The following is a 17409-nucleotide window of genomic DNA, read 5'->3' as shown; positions in this document are numbered from 1 at the left end:
GGCTTCGGCCTGCTGAAGTACGCCGGCGCGGAAGAAGACCGGGCCGCGCTGGCCGATGCAACACCCTCCACCGTGGTGTTCAACTACCTCGGCCAGTTGGATCGCAACGATCGCAATACCACCCAGACCGCACCATGGCGTTTGTCCGCCGACCCGGCCACGCATACCCACGACACGTGCGCCCCGCTGATGCACGCGCTTTCCATCGGCGCACGCGTGATCGATGGCGCGATGGGTGTCGAGATCGCGTATAGCGCAGAACGCTATCGTGCCGCGACGATCGAGCAATTCGCGGCGGCGTTCCATCAGGCGCTCGAAGCGCTGATCGCGCACTGCACGAGCGGCGCGACGGGCGCGACGCCCTCGGACTTCCCGCTGGCCTCGCTCACCCAGGCCGAACTCGACGCCTTGCCTGTACCCGCATCGGCGATCGAAGACCTGTATCCGCTCTCGCCGATGCAGACGGGCATGCTGTTCCATACGCTCACCACGCGTGGCGGCGAGTACGTGACGCAATTGCGCATCGACGTGACGGGTCTCGACGCACGGCGCTTCGAGGCCGCCTGGCAAGCCGCGAGCGCGCGCCATGCGGCGCTGCGCACGGGCTTCGTGGCATCGGCGGGCGGCTGGCTGCAATGGGTCGCGCGCGAAGCTGTCGTGCCGTTCGAGCATCTGGACTGGCGCGTCCGCACGCGACTGGACGATGCGCTGGACGACACACCGCACGACGCCCTGGCCGACGCGCTCAACGACTTCGCGAACGAAGACGTCGCGCGCGGCTTCGATCTCGCCACGCCGCCGCTGCAGCGCGTGACGCTCATCGCGACCGGCGAGCATCGTCATCATCTGGTGTGGACGCATCATCATGCGGTAATCGACGGCTGGAGCATGGCGCAACTGCTGGCCGAGGTCATGCGTCTCTATGGCGGCGAAACGCTGCCCGCGCCGCGCGGACGCTATCGCGACTACATCGCGTGGTCGCGGCCGAGCGAGGCGCAGGTGGCGCAGTCGTTCTGGCGCGAGCGGCTTGGCGCGCTCGCGGGACCCACGCATATCGTGCCCGCTCGCGCGTCCGGCAACGCGGTGCGGCGCAGCACAGCCACGCATGCACTGACACTCGACGCTGCGGCAACTGCCCGTCTCGTCGCGCTGGCGCGCGCCACGCACGTGACCGTCAACACGGTCGTCCAGGCAGCGTGGGCGCTCGTGTTGCGCGGCCTTACCGGTCAGTCGTCGGTGGTGTTCGGCACGACCGTCGCGGGCCGCCCGGTCGAGCTCGCCGATGCGCAGACGGTGGTCGGCCTGTTCATCAACACGATTCCGGTGGCCGCGCATCCGCGCGCGGCAATGACCGCCGCCGCATGGCTGCGCGAGTTGCAGGCGCAGGGCAGCGCGGCGCTCGAGCACGCGTACGCACCGCTGCACGAGATCCAGCGCTGGGCGCAGGCGCAGGCATCGGCGGAGGGGCTGTTCGATACGCTGCTGGTGTTCGAGAACTATCCCGTCGATGCGGTGCTCAAGGAGGCGTCGCCGGGCGGTCTCGTGTTCGGCGAACCGCTCGCGCGCGACGAGACGAACTATCCGCTGACAATCGCGGCCCTGCTCGGCGACGCCATGACGCTGAACTTCACGTACGCGACCGATCGCATCGATGCGGCGACCGTCGCGCAATGGGCGCGGCGGATGCAAGGCGCGCTCGACGCGTTGTGCGAGTCGCCAGACCGGAAGGTGGGGGAGATCGAGAGCGTCGAAGCGCGCGAGCGCCAGGAACTGCTCGCGCTGAGCCGCGTGGATGAGCGCTATGAAGAGCGCCGTCCGGTGCATCGCGTGATCGCCGCACAGGCCAGGGCGACGCCCGATGCGGTGGCGCTCGAATTCGGCGAGCACGCGCTGAGCTATCGCGAACTCGATGCGCAGGCGAACCGGCTTGCGCATCGTCTGATCGCACTGGGCGTGGGGCCGGAAGTGCGCGTGGGGATTGCGGTGGAACGCTCGGTCGAGATGGTGGTCGGGCTGCTGGCGATCCTCAAGGCTGGTGGCGCTTACGTGCCGCTGGACCCCGAGTATCCGCGCGAACGCCTCGCGTACATGATCGAAGACAGCGGCATCGCGCTGCTGCTCACGCAGGCCCGCGTGCGCGATGCGCTGCCGGTGCCTGTGTCACTGGTGGTGCTGGAGCTCGATACGCTCGATCTCTCGATGGAGCCCGCTACGGACCCCGCCGTGCCGGTCGATGTGGAGAACCTGGCCTATGTGATCTACACCTCGGGCTCGACGGGGCGTCCGAAAGGCGCCGCGAACCGCCACGGCGCGCTGACGAACCGGCTTGTGTGGATGCAGCAGGCCTACGGGCTCGATGCGTCGGACACCGTGCTGCAGAAGACGCCGTTCAGCTTCGATGTGTCGGTGTGGGAGTTCTTCTGGCCATTGATGGTCGGAGCAAAGCTCGCGGTGGCGCAGCCTGGCGATCATCGCGATCCGGCGCGGCTCGTTGCGCTGGTTGAACGGCACGGCGTGACGACGCTGCATTTCGTGCCGTCGATGCTTCACGCGTTCGTGGCGCACGGGGACGCCGCGCGATGCGCGGGCCTGAAGCGCATCGTATGCAGCGGCGAGGCGCTGCCCGCCGAGCTGGCGCAGCGGGCGCTGGCGCTGCTGCCGGATGCGGGGCTATACAACCTCTATGGTCCGACGGAAGCGGCCATCGACGTGACGCACTGGACCTGCGTAGCGGGCGGCGGGAGCGTGCCGATCGGCCGTCCGATCGCGAACGTTCAGACGTACGTGCTGGATGGGGCGCTGAACCTGGCGCCGCGTGGCGTGGCAGGCGAGCTGTATCTGGGCGGGGCGGGGCTGGCGCGTGGGTATCTGGACCGCGCGGCGCTCACGGCGGAGCGTTTCGTGCCGGATCCGTTCGGCCGCGAAGGCGAACGCCTGTACCGCACGGGCGATCTGGCGCGCTGGAATGCGGAGGGGGCGCTCGACTACCTGGGCCGCATCGACCATCAGGTCAAGATTCGCGGCTTCCGTATCGAACTGGGCGAGATCGAGGCGCAACTGGCTGCGCAGGCTGGCGTGCGCGAAGCGGTGGTGACGGCACAGGACGGCGCAGGTGGCACACGCCTGGTGGCATACGTGACGGCGCGTGCGGAAGCAGCGCTCGACGTCGCGGCCCTGCGCGAGGCACTAGCGCAAACGCTGCCCGACTACATGGTGCCAGGCGTAATCATGGTGCTGGAGGCAATGCCGCTCAATCCAAACGGAAAGGTGGACCGCAAGGCACTCCCGCAACCGGAGATCGAATCCGCTGCGGAGTACGAAGCACCCGAAGGCGCAACGGAAACGGCGATCGCCGAAATCTGGCGCGAGCTGCTCGGCGTGGCGCGCGTAAGCCGCCACGACAGCTTCTTCGCGCTCGGCGGCCATTCGCTGCTCGCGATGCAACTGATCGCGCGCCTCAATCACACCTTGAAACTGGACGTGCCCGTCGAGACGGTCTTCACGATGGACACGCTGCAATCCTTTTCCGCGCACCTCGATGCACAGGTGCCGGAAAGCCGGGCGATCGACGAGCGGCTCGACGAGCTGGCGTCGTTCCTCGACGTACTTGAAGGACAGTGAAACACGATGGATCAGGATTTGGCCCGGAAAATCGCGGCGCGCTTCGTCGCGCTGCCTGAACGCGAAGGCAGGCTGTTCGCACAGAAAATGCGCGAGCAGGGCATCGCCTTTGCGCAATTGCCCGTTCCGCCGTTCCCGCGCAATGCGCCGCTGCCGCTTTCGCATGCGCAGCAACGGATGTGGTTCTTATGGAATCTTCAGCCGGACAGCCGCGCGTATCACATCGATGCCGCGCTGGCGCTCGAAGGGGCGCTCAATATCGCGGCGGTGCGCGCGAGTTTCGATACGATCGTCGCGCGTCACGAGGCCTTGCGCACGACATTTCGCAGCGGACCCGACGGCCACGCCCAGCAGGTGATCGACCCGCAGCCGCGCTACGACTTCCGCGTCGCCGACGTGGCCGATCGCCCCGATCGCGACGATGCCGCCGCCGCATGGGCGCAGTCGCTTGCCGCGGAGCCGTTCGATCTCGTGGCGGGGCCGCTGCTGCGCGTCGGCGTCGTGCGGCTCGGTGACGAGCGGCATCGCCTCGTCGTCGCGATGCACCACATCGTCGCCGATGGCTGGTCGATGGGCGTGCTGTTGCGCGAGTTCGCCGCGGCCTACGGCGCCCATGCGCGCGGCGCAGCGGTCTTGCTTCCCGCGCTTCCTGTCCAGTACGCGGATTGCGCGGTGTGGCAGCGCCGCTGGCTCGAAGCGGGCGAGCAGGACCGGCAGCTCGGCTGGTGGCGCGAGCGCCTTGGCGATGCACAGCCGGTGCTCGCGCTCCAGACGGACCGGCCGCGCCAGGCCACGGGCGTCCTGCACGCGGCACTCGAACGGATCGCCTTGCCCGACGACTTCGCCGCCACGCTGCGCCGCGTCGCGCGCGAGCGCCAGGCCACGCCGTTCATGGTGCTGCTCGCCGCCTTCCACGCGCTGCTGCACCGCTATACGGGCGAGACCGATATCCGCATCGGCGTGCCGGTGGCGAACCGCAATCGTCTGGAGGCCGAAGGATTGATCGGTCTGTTCGTCAATACGCAGGTGCATCGGGCCGAACTCGATGGCCGCACGACGCTGGCCGCATTGCTCGACCAGGTGAAGGCGCATGCGCGCGAAGCCCAGGCGCACGCGGATCTGCCGTTCGATGTGCTCGTCGACGCTTTGCAGCCCGAACGCAGCCTCAGCCACACGCCGCTCTTTCAGGTGATGTTCAATCATCGGCAGGACGATTGGCGTGCGTTCGAGGTGGCGCCGGGCTTGACGATCGAGCGGGCGGCGGCGGGCGAGCGCGCGGCACAGTTCGAATTGACGCTGGAGACGGAGGAAGCGCAGGACGGCACGCTCACGGCGACGCTCGTGTACGCGCGCGAGTTGTTCGACGCGGCGACGATGCGGCGCTTCGGCCGTCACTACGCGCGCATGCTCGGCGCGTTCGGCGATCCCGCACTCGCGACCGGTGCGATCGGCGTCATCGAGCTGCTGAACGACGACGAGCGCGCGGCGCAGTTGGCGGCCGGGTGCAACGGTACGACCTTCGCGAACACGCGTCCCGTTCACGCGCTGATCGGCCTGCAAGCCGCGAAGACGCCGGACAGCGTGGCGCTCGTGTGCGGCGGCCGCGCATTGACGTACTGCGAGCTCGATGCGCGCGCGAACCGCCTCGCGCACCGGCTCGTCGCGCTGGGCGTGAGGCCCGAGGCGCGGGTCGGGATCGCGCTCGGCCGCTCGCCGGAAATGGTCGTCGGGCTGCTCGCCGTCCTCAAGGCGGGCGCGGCGTATGTGCCGCTCGATCCGGACTATCCGCGCGAACGGATCGCCGCGATGATCGAGGACAGCGGCATCGCGCTGCTGCTCACGCAGGGCAGCGTGCGCGAAAGGCTGTCCGTGCCGGCCCATGTGACGGCGCTCGATCTCGACGCGCTCGTCGCCGATGAGTCCGTCGGCGAGCCCATGAGCGCGCCCGACATCGCGATCGACGGCGAGCAAATCGCCTACATGATCTATACCTCGGGCTCGACCGGGCGGCCCAAGGGCGTGATGGTGCGCCATGCGGCGCTGACCAACTTCCTGCTGGCTACGCAGCAAACGCCGGGACTCGCGCCCTCCGACCGGCTGGTCGCGGTCACGTCGCTGTCGTTCGACATTGCCGCGCTCGAACTCTATCTGCCGCTCGTGACGGGGGCTTGCACGATTCTCGCGAGCCGCGAGGCCGCGCGCGATGGCCGCGAGCTTGCGCGCCTGCTCCATGAGAGCGGCGCGACCGTGATGCAGTCGACGCCCGCGACCTGGCGCATGCTGCTCGAAAGCGGCTGGCGTGGCGGCCCGCTCAAGAGCCTGTGCGGCGGCGAGGCGCTGCCGTCCGATCTCGCCGAGGCGCTGCGCGCCGCCGGCGTCGAGCTGTGGAATATGTACGGGCCGACCGAGACCACGATCTGGTCCTCGGCGCAGCGCGTCGAGGCGCGGCCGGCGCTGGGCGCGCCGCTCGCCGCCACCGGTTTTTTTGTGCTCGATGCAGGAATGAATCTCGTTCCGGTGGGCGCCGCGGGAGAGCTCCATATCGGCGGTGCGGGCGTGGCGCGCGGCTACTGGCGGCGCGCCGCGCTGAGCGCGGAGCGCTTTGTGCCGGACCCGTTCTCGGCGAACGGCGGCCGGCTGTACCGCACCGGCGACCGCGTGCGCTGGAGCGCCGACGGCGCGCTCGAGTATCTCGGCCGCGTCGATCATCAGGTGAAGGTGCGGGGCTTTCGCGTCGAACCCGGCGAGATCGACGCGCAACTTTCCCTGCAGCCCGGCGTGCGCGAAGCGGTCGTCGTGGCGCTGCCCGGTCCGGGCGGCGCGCAGCTCGTCGCGTACGTGAGCGCGCAGGCGGGACATCTCCTCGACACAAGCGCGTTGCGCGCGGCGCTTGCCGAACGGCTGCCCGACTATATGGTGCCGGCGGCGATCGTCGTGCTCGACGCGCTGCCGCAGACGCCCAACGGCAAGATCGACCGGCGCGCGCTGCCCGCGCCCGTGTTCGCCTCGATGGCCCAGGCCGAGCCCGAGGGCGCCACTGAAGCGACGCTCGCGGCGATCTGGCGCGAGGTCCTGGACGTCGCGCGCGTCAGCCGCGACGACAGCTTCTTCGCGCTCGGCGGCCATTCGCTGCTGCTGATGCAAGTGGCGATGCGCATCGAGCGCGATTTCGGCTTGCGGCTGCCGTTGCGCACGCTGTTCGAACGGCCAGTGCTAGCCGATCTCGCACGCGAGATCGAGGCGGTGCGCGCGGCGCAAGCCGAAACAGCAGCGCCCGTTACCGCCTGGCCTGAATTACGCACCACGCCGCGCACCGAGCGCGCACCGCTTGCGCCTTCGCAGTTGCGTCTGTGGATGGCCGACCGGCTCGCTGGCCCGGCGGGTGCGGCCGCCTACAACATGAGCGCGGCGATCCGCTTGCGCGGCGAGCTCGATGCCGCGCGCGTCGCGCGCGCGATCGAGGCGCTGACCGAGCGCCACGCCATCCTGCGCACGGTCTACCCGTCCATCGACGGCGAACCGCACGCCTGCGTACTCGACGCGCCGCGCATCGAACTCACGCATTTCGACGTTTCGGATACCGAACCGAACGCGCGCGAGGCTGCCGTCACGCAACGGATCCGCGCGCGCAGCGCGCAGCCTGTCGACATCGAACGCGGGCCGATTTTCAACGCCGCCCTGATTCACGTCGATGCGCGCGAGCACGTGCTCGTGTTCGTGATCCATCACATCGCCTCCGATGGCTGGTCGATGGGCGTGCTCACACGCGATTTCTCGGCGCTTTACGGCGCACCGGCGCAGGCCGCGCTCGCGCCGCTGCCGCATCAATACGCCGACTACGCCGCATGGCAGCGCGAGTGGCTGAGCGGCCCGCATCACGCGCGCCTGCAAACGTTCTGGCGCGAAGCGCTCGCCGATGCGGCCGCCGAGCCGCCGTTCGCCACCGATTTCCCGCGTCCCGCAACGCCGTCGCAGGCGGGCGCATCCGTGCAATTCACGCTGGGCGCGCCATTGCGCGCGCGCGTCGAACAGCTTGCCGCGAAGCTCAACGTCACGCCGTTCGTGGTGCTGCTGGCGAGCTTCCAGCTATTCGTCCATCGCAAGACCGGCGTGCCCGATCTGCTGATCGGGACCGACGTGGCCGGGCGCCCGCTCGAAGCGCTGCACGACCTGGTCGGCTTCTTCGTCAACGTGGTGCCGCTGCGCTCGCGCCTGAGCGCGCAGACGCTCGCGGACAGCTTTGCCGCCCGCGTCGCCGCCGTGCGCGAGCCGATGCTCGCCGCCTTCGAGCACGATGCGCTGCCCTTCGAGCGCATCGCCGAAGCCGCGCAGATCCGGCGCGAACGCCGCTGGCATCCGCTCGTGCAGTTGCTGTTCGTGTTGCAGAACGCGCCGATGCCCGCGTTTGCGCTGCCCGGTCTCGTCGCCTCGGCTGTCCCGGTGCCGCTCGCGCATTCGAAATTCGACATGGCGCTTTTCGTGGTGCCGCACGAGGACGGCTGGCAAGTCGACTGGGCCTATGCGACGAGCCTGTTCCGGCACGCGACCATCGAATCCTTCGCGCGTGCCTGGCAAGACTTACTGGAGAATGTTGTGAACCATCCCAATACTTCGCTTACCGAACTATTTTCCGCGGACGCCACCCCGGCGGCGCGTGAGGCGGGCAACGGCGCACCGGCCCCGGCGTCGAAGGCCGGCAAGCTCAAGTCGCTCGCGGCGCGCAAGCGCACGCGCGAGGACAGCGAAGCGGCAGCGCCGCGCGAACGCGCACTCGTGCGCGTCTCGACCGATCCCGCGCTTGGGTCCTTGCCGGCGTTCGTCGAGCCCGTCACGAGCGATCTCGACCCGGTTGCGTGGGCGGCCGCCAACCGGCGCTTCATCGACGAGCTGCTGCAACGCCACGCGATGATCCTGTTCCGCAACTTCAATCTGCCCGACCCGCGCGCATTCGAGGCCTTTGCCGACGCCATGTCGCCCGGCCTCTACGGCGGCTATGGCGATCTGCCGAAAAAAGAGGGCGGCGAGCGCACCTACAAGTCCACGCCGTACCCGGAAAAGGAAATGATCCTCTACCACAACGAGAGCTCGCATCTCGATCGCTGGCCGCGCAAACAATGGTTCTTCTGCGAGCTGCCCTCGAAGGTGGGCGGGGCGACGCCGGTCGTCGATTGCCGGCGCATGCTGCGCGAGCTGTCGCCATCGATCGTCGAGAAGTTCGAGCGCCTGAGCCTGCGCTACGTGCGCACCTTCACGCATGGGCTCGACGTGGCGTGGCAGGAATTCTTCAAGACCGACCGGCGCGAGGACGTCGAAGCGCGCTGCCGCGCCGCCGACATCGAATGGCAATGGCTCGGCGAGAACGAGCTGCAGATCCGCACCGCCGCGCCGGCCGTGATCGTGCATCCGCAAACGGGCGAGAAGAGCTTTTTCAACCAGATCCAGCTTCATCATCCGTACTTTCTCAAGCCGGAAGTGCGCGCCGATCTGCTGAAGATGGTGGGCGCCGGGCGCATGCCGCGCAGCGTGCGCTATGGCGACGGCACGGAAATCGAAGAGGCCGTGCTCGCGGAAATCGCGCGCGCCTACGAGGCGTGCGCGATCCGCTTCGACTGGCAGACCGGCGACGTCGCGATGCTCGACAACATGCTCGCCGCGCATGCGCGCGATCCGTATCAGGAGCCGCGCAAGATCGTCGTGGCGATGGGCGAGATGGTCGATGGCCGCGCCGTGCGCTGGAACCGGCCCGCGAGCGTCGCACAGGACGCGCGCGCCGATGGACAAACCGCATTGCAGGGAGTGCAGGCACGATGAACGATTTTTCCCCGATTGCCGCGCAGTCCGGCTATCCGCTTTCCCAGCAACAGCGCGCGGCGCTCGCCGATGCGGCGCTGGCCAACCAGCCTGTCCTGTTCGCCGCGTCGCTCGACGGCGCGTGCGACCCGGCACGGTTGCGCGCAGCGTTCGCCGGGACCGTTGCCGCGCACGAAATCCTGCGGACCGCGTTTGTCGCGGTCGAGGGCTACAGCGGGCTGCGTCAGCATCCGATGCGCCACGGTTGCGCAGAATGGCACACGGTCGATGCGCACGGCCTCGAGAGCGCCGAAGCGATCGCGCTCGTGCTCGAACGCGAGCGGGCGGTGCCGTTCGAGCCGGGCGCGGGCCGCACGCTGCGTGCCGTGCTGGTGTCGCTCGCCCCGGCGCGCGCGGTGCTGGTCTGGATCGCCTCGCGCCTCGTGGCCGATGCGGATAGCCTCGCGCGGCTGCACGATGCGCTGCTCGATGCTTACGCCGCGCCGCGCGGCGCGCAAGCCGACGACGGTGAGTGCGAAGAAGAGGAAGAGGACGAGGGCGTGCTCGATTATGGTCAGTACGTCGAATGGCGCGAGGAACTGGCTCAATCCGACGATGCGCACACGGGCAGGGCGTACTGGTCTGCGCAGACGGCGGCCGATCCGGATTTGCCGGCCATCGATGCGCTGCCATATCGGCGCACGCCGCGCGTCGCGAGCGCCGATGTTAGCGCCGGAGCGTCGCCGAGCCAGGTGCAGCGCGCCATATCGACGGATGGCGCCGTCGGCCGGCTCGCCGCCCGGCTGGGCACCACGCCCGACGTGATCGCGCAGGCCGCCTGGTGGGTGCTGATCGGCCGCATCGCCGATGCCGCGCGCGTGGCCGGCCATTGGCAGAACGATTGCCGCCGCGACTACGCCGAACTGGCGGGCGCAATCGGCCCGTTCGACGCGGTGCTGCCACTTTCTCTCGATGTACGGCCCGAGCGCACTTTCCGCGCGGTCGCCGGCGCGCTGGCCGCCACGCTCGATGCGCATCGCGAAGTGCAGGAGTACTGGGCATCGCCCGCGCCGGCCAGCCGCGCGCACGGCGGCATCGGATTCCGCTTCGGTGCGGCGTCTGCCAGTCGCCGTGTCGATGCGGCGCTCGCGAGCGCTCCGCTGATGCACAGCTTCGCGGCAGCGTCGTTCGATCTCGCACTCGACGTGCAAGCCGATGCGCAGGGCGAGCCGGTCGTCTGCACGATTCACCATGCGCCCGGGCACTATGCGGAAGTCGCGGCGCAGACCCTGCTCGATCAGTACGCCACGCTGCTCGCCGCGCTGATCGATGCGCCCGCAACGATCGATGCACCGCTCGCCTCGCTCGTGGTCGTCGGCGACGCCGAGCGTGCGCGCCTGCTCGATTGCCGCGGGCCGGTCCTCGACATCGGCGCCCGCCCGATTCCCGAGCGCGTGAGCGACTTCGCCGCGAGCCAGCCTGCGGCGCAGGCGCTCGTGGCGGCGGACCTCACGCTCGACTATGCGCAGCTCGAACGGCATGTCGCGGCGGCAGCGCATCGGCTGACCGCGCTCGGCGCTTCGCGCGAGCGTCCGGTCGCCATCGCGCTGCCGCGTTCAGGCGGGCTCGTGGTTGCGCTGCTCGCGGCCATGCGCGCGGGCGCGCCGTATCTGCCGCTCGATCCGCAATGGCCGCCGGAGCGCCGCCAGAGGATCGTCGATGCGGCGCAGCCCGCCATCACCATCGTCGACGATACGGACGAGGGCGCGCTCGCCAGCGCCGGTGCGATGGGTTCGACCGGGTCGACCGGTGCGATCGGCATCGCCGAACTGCTCGCGTCGCCCGCCGCGCCCGCCGAAGCGGCGCCGGCATGCTCGCTCGACAGTCCCGCCTACCTGCTGTTCACCTCGGGCTCGACGGGCATCCCCAAGGGCGTATTGATCGGCCAGCGTCAGTTGCTCAACTACGCGCTCGCGGTCACGGCGGAGCTCGGGCTCGACGCTTCTCAGCGCTATGCGCTGACCTCGACCGTGGCCGCCGATCTCGGCAATACGACCTTGTTCGGCGCGCTCGCGCGTGGCGGCTGCCTCATCGTCGCGACCGCCGACGACATGCGCGACGGCGAGGCGTTTGCGCGCTTCGTGCGCCGGCACGAGATCGGCTGCGTGAAGATCGTTCCCTCGCATCTCGACGCGCTGCTCGAAGCGCGCGAGCCGGCGCTGCCGCCGCTCGTGGTGCTCGGTGGCGAGGCGGCGAGCGCGGGCCTGCTCGCGCGCATCGCGCAGGTCGCGCCGGCGACCCGGATTGTGAATCATTACGGTCCGACCGAGACGACGGTCGGTGTTGCCGTCCACGAGTACAGCGCGAATTCGGCCGCCGCCGGACGCTATGCGTCCGGGCTGCCGCTCACGGCACCGCTGGCCAACTGCCGGCTGCGCGTGCTCGATCGCTTCCAGGAACTCACGCCCATCGGCGCGACGGGGGAGCTCTATATCGGCGGCGCGCAGCTCTGCGACGGGTATTGGGGCGCGACCGGCATGGAAGCCTTTATCGACGATCCCTTCATGCCCGGCGAGCGCCTGTACCGGAGCGGCGATCTGGCGCGCGTCGAGCCCGACGGCGGCATCCGCATCGTGGGCCGCGCCGACGACCAGGTGAAAGTGCGAGGCTTTCGCATCGAGCCAGGCGAGGTCGAGGCGGCCCTCGGCCGGCTGCCGCAGGTGCGCCAGGCAGCCGTGCGCGCGCTGCGCCGCGCGGGCGAGCACGAGCTCGTCGGATACGTGGTGCCGGCGGACGCCACCGTGAGCCCGGCGTCGCTCAAGGCCGCGCTGCGCACGCAGGTGCCCGACGCCATGGTGCCCGCGCGCTTCGTGGTGCTCGCCCGGTTGCCGAGGCTGCCGAACGGCAAGATCGACCACCAGGCGCTGCCCGACCCGGCCGACGATGCCGCCGCCGTCACGCGGCGTGCGCCCGCGGACGCGCTCGAAACCCTGCTCGCGAACACCGCGGCCGAACTGCTCGAACGCCCGGCAATCGGCGTCGACGACGACTTTTTCGACCTCGGCGGTCATTCGCTACTGGTCATCCGGTTCGTCACGCGCCTCCAGGAGCTTCTGCGCACCGATCTGCTGCCGGGCGACGTGTTCGAGCATCCCACCGTTGCCGCGCTCGCGCGGACCCTGCGCGAGCGCGACGCCGATCCCGCGAAGCTCGAAAAGGTGGCGGCGTTGCGTCTGAAGCTGGCCGCCATGTCGCCCGAAGCGCGCGAGGCGATGCTGGCGATGTCGCGCCAGGGCCGCCCGGAGTAGAAAGAATTTTGAAAGAATTCGTTGTATTTCCCGCGAGCCATCGATTTTTTTATGCCCGCGGCTCTGACAGAGGGTCCATTCTTGAACAAGAACGATTATCATTCACAGTCTCGGAAATTTCCAAAGGCAGCTTTGCAGTTTTTTCTTTTTTATTGAGCGAACGACTGAACAGGAGTGGGGCGGGGCATGAAGCGCGAGAGAGATCAACGATTACAAGAAACAGTTTGGCCGCCGGTTCGGAGAACCTGGCAATCGGCACTGGTGGCGGCCTTCGTGACGGGCTGCGTGATGAGCGGCGCCGCGCGCGCGGCCACGGTGGGGGCGGATACCTCGGGCATGGGTGCGGACGCAACCGGCTCGTCGGATTCGGGGGCGAGCGATACGTCGAGTTCGACGCCCGCTGTTACGCCCGCCGCCACGGGCGCGCAACTGCCCGTCATCACCGTGACGGGGCAGGCCGATCCGGTCGCGCAGGCGATCAATCCGCCCACGACGGTGGGTTCGAAGATTCCGGTCTCGCAGCGCGAAATTCCGCAGTCGGTCAGCGTGGTGACCCAGCAGCAGATCCAGGCGCAGAACGCCTCGTCGGTCGACGATGCGATGCGGTTCGTGCCCGGCGTGACGGTCAGCCTGCTCAATCCCAAAGACACCGCGTACTACGCGCGCGGCTTCCCGATTTCGACGTTCCAGCTCGACGGCGTGCCGACAACGCTTCCGCAGAGCGGCAGCGGCATGGTGGCCGACAATCTGGCGATGTACGACCGTGTCGAAGTGCTGCGCGGCCCGGCCGGCCTCTATAACGGTTTCGGCGGCGACGGCGGCACCATCAACCTCGTGCGCAAGCGCGCGCCGTCCACGTTCCAGGCTTCGGCGCAGGTGTCGGTGGGTACGTATGCCGACCATGAGGAGCAGGTCGACATCGGCGGCCCGTTGAACGCGGCGGGCACGCTGCGCGGGCGCATCGTTGCCGACCAGCACGACCAGCACTTGATGCAGGATGGCTCATGGCAGCGTGACCAGCAGATATATGGCACGCTGGAGGCGGACTTGACCTCGACCACGACCGCGCGCGTAGGCTTCAGCTACACGAAAGAATTCGGTCACATCATGTACGGGTTTCCCGCGTATTCGAACTACACGCTCGTGCCTGTGCCGCGCAGCGCGTACATCGGTGCGCCCTGGGACTATCTGAACAGCGAAAAGACGAACGCGTTCGCGGAAGTCGAGCAAAAGCTCGCCGGCGGCTGGACGGCAAAAATCGCCTACAACCACTCGCAGATCAACTCGCACTTCCTCAACGGCGTTCCGGGCGGCCCCGTCGATCCGGACACCAACGACGGCAATCCGTACAGCTATAACTACAAGGACGCCAACACACAGGACGCCGTCGATCTCTACGCGAGCGGCCCGTTCCGGCTCCTTGGCCGTACGCATCAATTGACGATCGGCGCCAATTACCTGCATCAGAGCGATCAGTCGACGCAGTACTTCATCAATCCGGATAGCGGGCTCGACATCTGGGGCGATTACGCGACGAATATCTTCACGTCGCAGTCGCTTTACTCGAACGATTTCGAGGGCGGCCCGCAGAACGACTACAGGACGGTGACCAACCAGTACGGCATTTATGGCAATGCGCGCTTCAGCATTCTCGATCCGCTCACGCTGATTGTCGGCGGCCGCGTCACGTGGTGGAACAACACGCTGACGCCGAATGCCAATCCGTACTACAACGAGTTTGGCGAGACCTACTCGCATACGAGCGAAGGGCCCAAATTCACGCCGTTCGTCGGCCTCGTCTACGACATCAACGACACGTATTCGGCGTATGCGAGCTACACGTCGATCTACAAGCCGCAGACGTCGTTCTTCACCTACACCGGCAACATGATCAAGCCGGTGACGGGCAATCAGTATGAAGTGGGCCTGAAGGGCGAGTATTTCGGCGGCAAGCTGAATACGTCGATCGCGCTATTCCAGATCAACGAAGACAACCGCGCGTTCTCGGACCCCGAGCATCAGGGCTTCTATCTGGCGCAAGGCTCCGCACGCAGCCGCGGCGTGGAAACCGAAGCGAGCGGCGAGGTGCTGCCCGGCTGGACCGTCTCGGGCGGCTACACGTACACGATGGTGAGCAGCCTCGACGAGAGCAAGACTCAAGGCTCGCCGTTCTCGATGACCACGCCGAAGCATCTGTTCAAGCTGTGGACCAACTACCAGCTGCCCGGCAAGTTCCATGACTGGAACGTGGGCGGCGCGCTGTACGTGCAAAGCAGTACGTACTATTCGGACGGCGTGGGCAGCGTCGTCGCGCCGGGCTACGCGACGGTGGACGCGACGATCGGCTATCAGATCACGAAGAACGTCTCGGCGGCGCTGAGCGTCACGAACCTGTTCGACCGCAAGTACATTGCGACGGTCGCGGGTGCGGGCGGCAATTACTACGGCAATCCTGCGAAGGTGCTGTTCACGTTGCGCGCGAAAATCTGAAGCAAGCGGGAGCGGGGGCCGTTGTCGGCGGCGCGTCGCTCCCGCCCACTGGCCGCGCCACGGCGCCGGCCACGCATGACGATGAGGATTCTGAATGGAAATGGATGATGTCGAGCGCGAACTGCTCGCCCTGCTCGCCGAAGACGAAGCGCTGCGCGGCGGCCCGAAGGACGAGCCTGCAGCGGACCTGAGCGCGCCGCTTTCGGCGGCTCAGCGCAACATCTGGTTCCTTCAGCAGTACGATCGATTATCGACGGCCTACAATCTCGACCGGGTCTTTCTCGTCGAGGGCGAATTCGACGTCGATGCGTTCCGGCGTGCGTTGCAGCACGTCTGCGAACGGCACGACATTCTCAGGACGCGCATCGTCGAGGACCAGGGCCAGCTGAGCCAGGTCGTCGACGATGCGTTTCAGTTTCCCTTGACGGTCGAACGGCACGCGGCCGATGAAGCGTGGCCGCAAGCCATGGCGGACTTCACGCGGCGCCACGTGGGCCGGCCTTTCGACCTGGGCGCGGCGCCGCCCGTGCGCGCCGCGCTGCGCGAATGCGGCGACGGGCGCACGCTGATCGCGCTCGCGATGCATCACGTGCTTTCCGATGCGTGGTCCAACCCGATCTGGCTCAACGAGATCGCGCTCGCCTACGACGCTTTTCGTGAGCGCCGCGCGCCCTCGGGTTTGCCGACGCTGCCGCTGCAATACCGTCACTATGCGCTGCGCCAGCGCGATTATCTGGCCAGTGCGCAATACGGCGCCGACGTCGCTTACTGGCGTCAGTACCTTGGCGCGGGCACGGATGCGCTCGCTCTGCCGCAGACGAGCGACGGTACGGATGCGCGTACCGGCTATCACAGGTTTTCACTGACTGATTCCGCATGCGCGGGCCTCGCGGCCTGGTGCTCGCGCGCGCGCGTGGGGCAGTTTGCGGCGCTGCTGGGGCTCTGGCAGGTGCTGCTCGGCAAGCTTTCGAACCAGTCCTCGTTCCAGGTCGGCGTGCCGGCTTCGGGGCGGCTGTGGCCCGACGTCGAGCGTCTGATCGGCTGCTTCGTCAACACACATGTCTATCGCGCTTCGCTGGCAGCGACGCAGACGCTGGAAGAAGTGATCGAGGCGGTGCAGCGCGCGTCGATCGAGGCGATGAATCATGGCAACGTGCCGTTCGACGCGCTGGTCGCGGAGCTGGGTGTGAAGCGGACGGCGGACGAAAACCCGCTGTTTCAGGTGCTATTCGACTTCAAGGTGGCCGATGCGGCTGCGATCGCATTCGGCGAGGCGGCGGTTTCTTCCGTGCCGCTGCCGGCCGCGGGCCGCAAATTCGATTTGACCTTGTCCATCACGTCGAGCGCGCGGACGGTGCAGCTCGAATTCGAGTATGCGGCGCATCGCTTCGATGGAGCGGCGGTCGAACGTTGGGCACAAGCGTATTGCGCGCTGCTCGACGCGTTGCTCGCGGATGCGCGGGAGTCGATTGGCGCGTTGGATGTACTTGACGCTATGGATCGGGACGCGTTGCTTGAGCTGAGTCGCGTGGATGAGCGCTATGAAGAGCGCCGTCCGGTGCATCGCGTGATCGCCGCACAGGCCAGGGCGACGCCCGATGCGGTGGCGCTCGAATTCGGCGAGCGCGCGCTCAGCTATCGCGAACTCGATACACAGGCGAACCGGCTTGCGCATCGTCTGATCGCGCTGGGGGTGGGGCCGGAAGTGCGCGTGGGGATTGCGGTGGAGCGCTCGGTCGAGATGGTGGTCGGGCTGCTGGCGATTCTCAAGGCTGGTGGCGCTTACGTGCCGCTGGACCCCGAGTATCCGCGCGAACGCCTCGCGTACATGATCGAAGACAGTGGCATCGCGCTGCTGCTCACGCAGGCCCGCGTGCGCGATGCGCTGCCGGTGCCTGCCGCACTGGTGGTGCTGGAGCTCGATACGCTCGATCTCTCGATGGAGCCCGCTACGGACCCCGCCGTGCCGGTCGATGTGGAGAACCTGGCCTATGTGATCTACACCTCGGGCTCGACGGGGCGTCCGAAGGGCGCCGCGAACCGTCACGGCGCGCTGACGAACCGGCTTGTGTGGATGCAGCAGGCCTACGGCCTCGATGCGTCGGACACCGTGCTGCAGAAAACGCCGTTCAGCTTCGACGTGTCGGTGTGGGAGTTCTTCTGGCCGCTGATGGTCGGTGCGAAGCTCGCAGTGGCGCAA

At 68.0% G+C, this 17409-nt stretch carries 5 protein-coding genes; all 5 read left to right on the top strand.

From position 1 onward, the window contains the following. Nucleotides 1–3621 (top strand): amino acid adenylation domain-containing protein (locus U5775_RS37175; RefSeq protein ID WP_322063124.1); only part of this gene is annotated, 3621 nt, incomplete at its 5' end. Between the two features lie 6 nt (nucleotides 3622–3627). Then, nucleotides 3628–9432, top strand: a complete 5805-nt coding sequence (locus U5775_RS37170) for a non-ribosomal peptide synthetase (RefSeq protein ID WP_322063123.1) — start codon at nucleotides 3628–3630, stop codon at nucleotides 9430–9432. Then, nucleotides 9429–12719 (top strand): amino acid adenylation domain-containing protein, encoded by a 3291-nt coding sequence (locus U5775_RS37165; protein WP_322063122.1) that lies wholly within the window; start codon nucleotides 9429–9431, stop codon nucleotides 12717–12719. The genes U5775_RS37170 and U5775_RS37165 overlap by 4 nt, the downstream gene beginning before the upstream one ends. Nucleotides 12720–12980: 261 nt before the next feature. Then, entirely contained in the window at nucleotides 12981–15209 is a 2229-nt protein-coding gene (locus U5775_RS37160) for a TonB-dependent siderophore receptor (RefSeq protein WP_322063121.1), read from the top strand. Nucleotides 15210–15303: 94 nt separating this feature from the next. Further along, nucleotides 15304–17409, top strand: a 2106-nt coding sequence (locus tag U5775_RS37155) for a condensation domain-containing protein (protein ID WP_322063120.1), incomplete at its 3' end; no start/stop codon positions are given.

Origin of the sequence: Paraburkholderia sp. J63 (assembly GCF_905220245.1) — a bacterium.
In the GTDB taxonomy this organism is placed as follows: Bacteria; Pseudomonadota; Gammaproteobacteria; order Burkholderiales; family Burkholderiaceae; genus Paraburkholderia.
The sequence above is the reverse complement of the archived record's forward strand: the minus strand, read 5'-3'. Positions and strand labels throughout refer to the sequence as shown.

Bases quoted from the DNA above. Each gene is read 5' to 3' on its own strand.
- U5775_RS37165 (WP_322063122.1), top strand. From the start codon at position 9,429: ATGAACGATTTTTCCCCGATTGCCGCGCAGTCCGGCTATCCGCTTTCC.
- U5775_RS37170 (WP_322063123.1), top strand. From the start codon at position 3,628: ATGGATCAGGATTTGGCCCGGAAAATCGCGGCGCGCTTCGTCGCGCTG.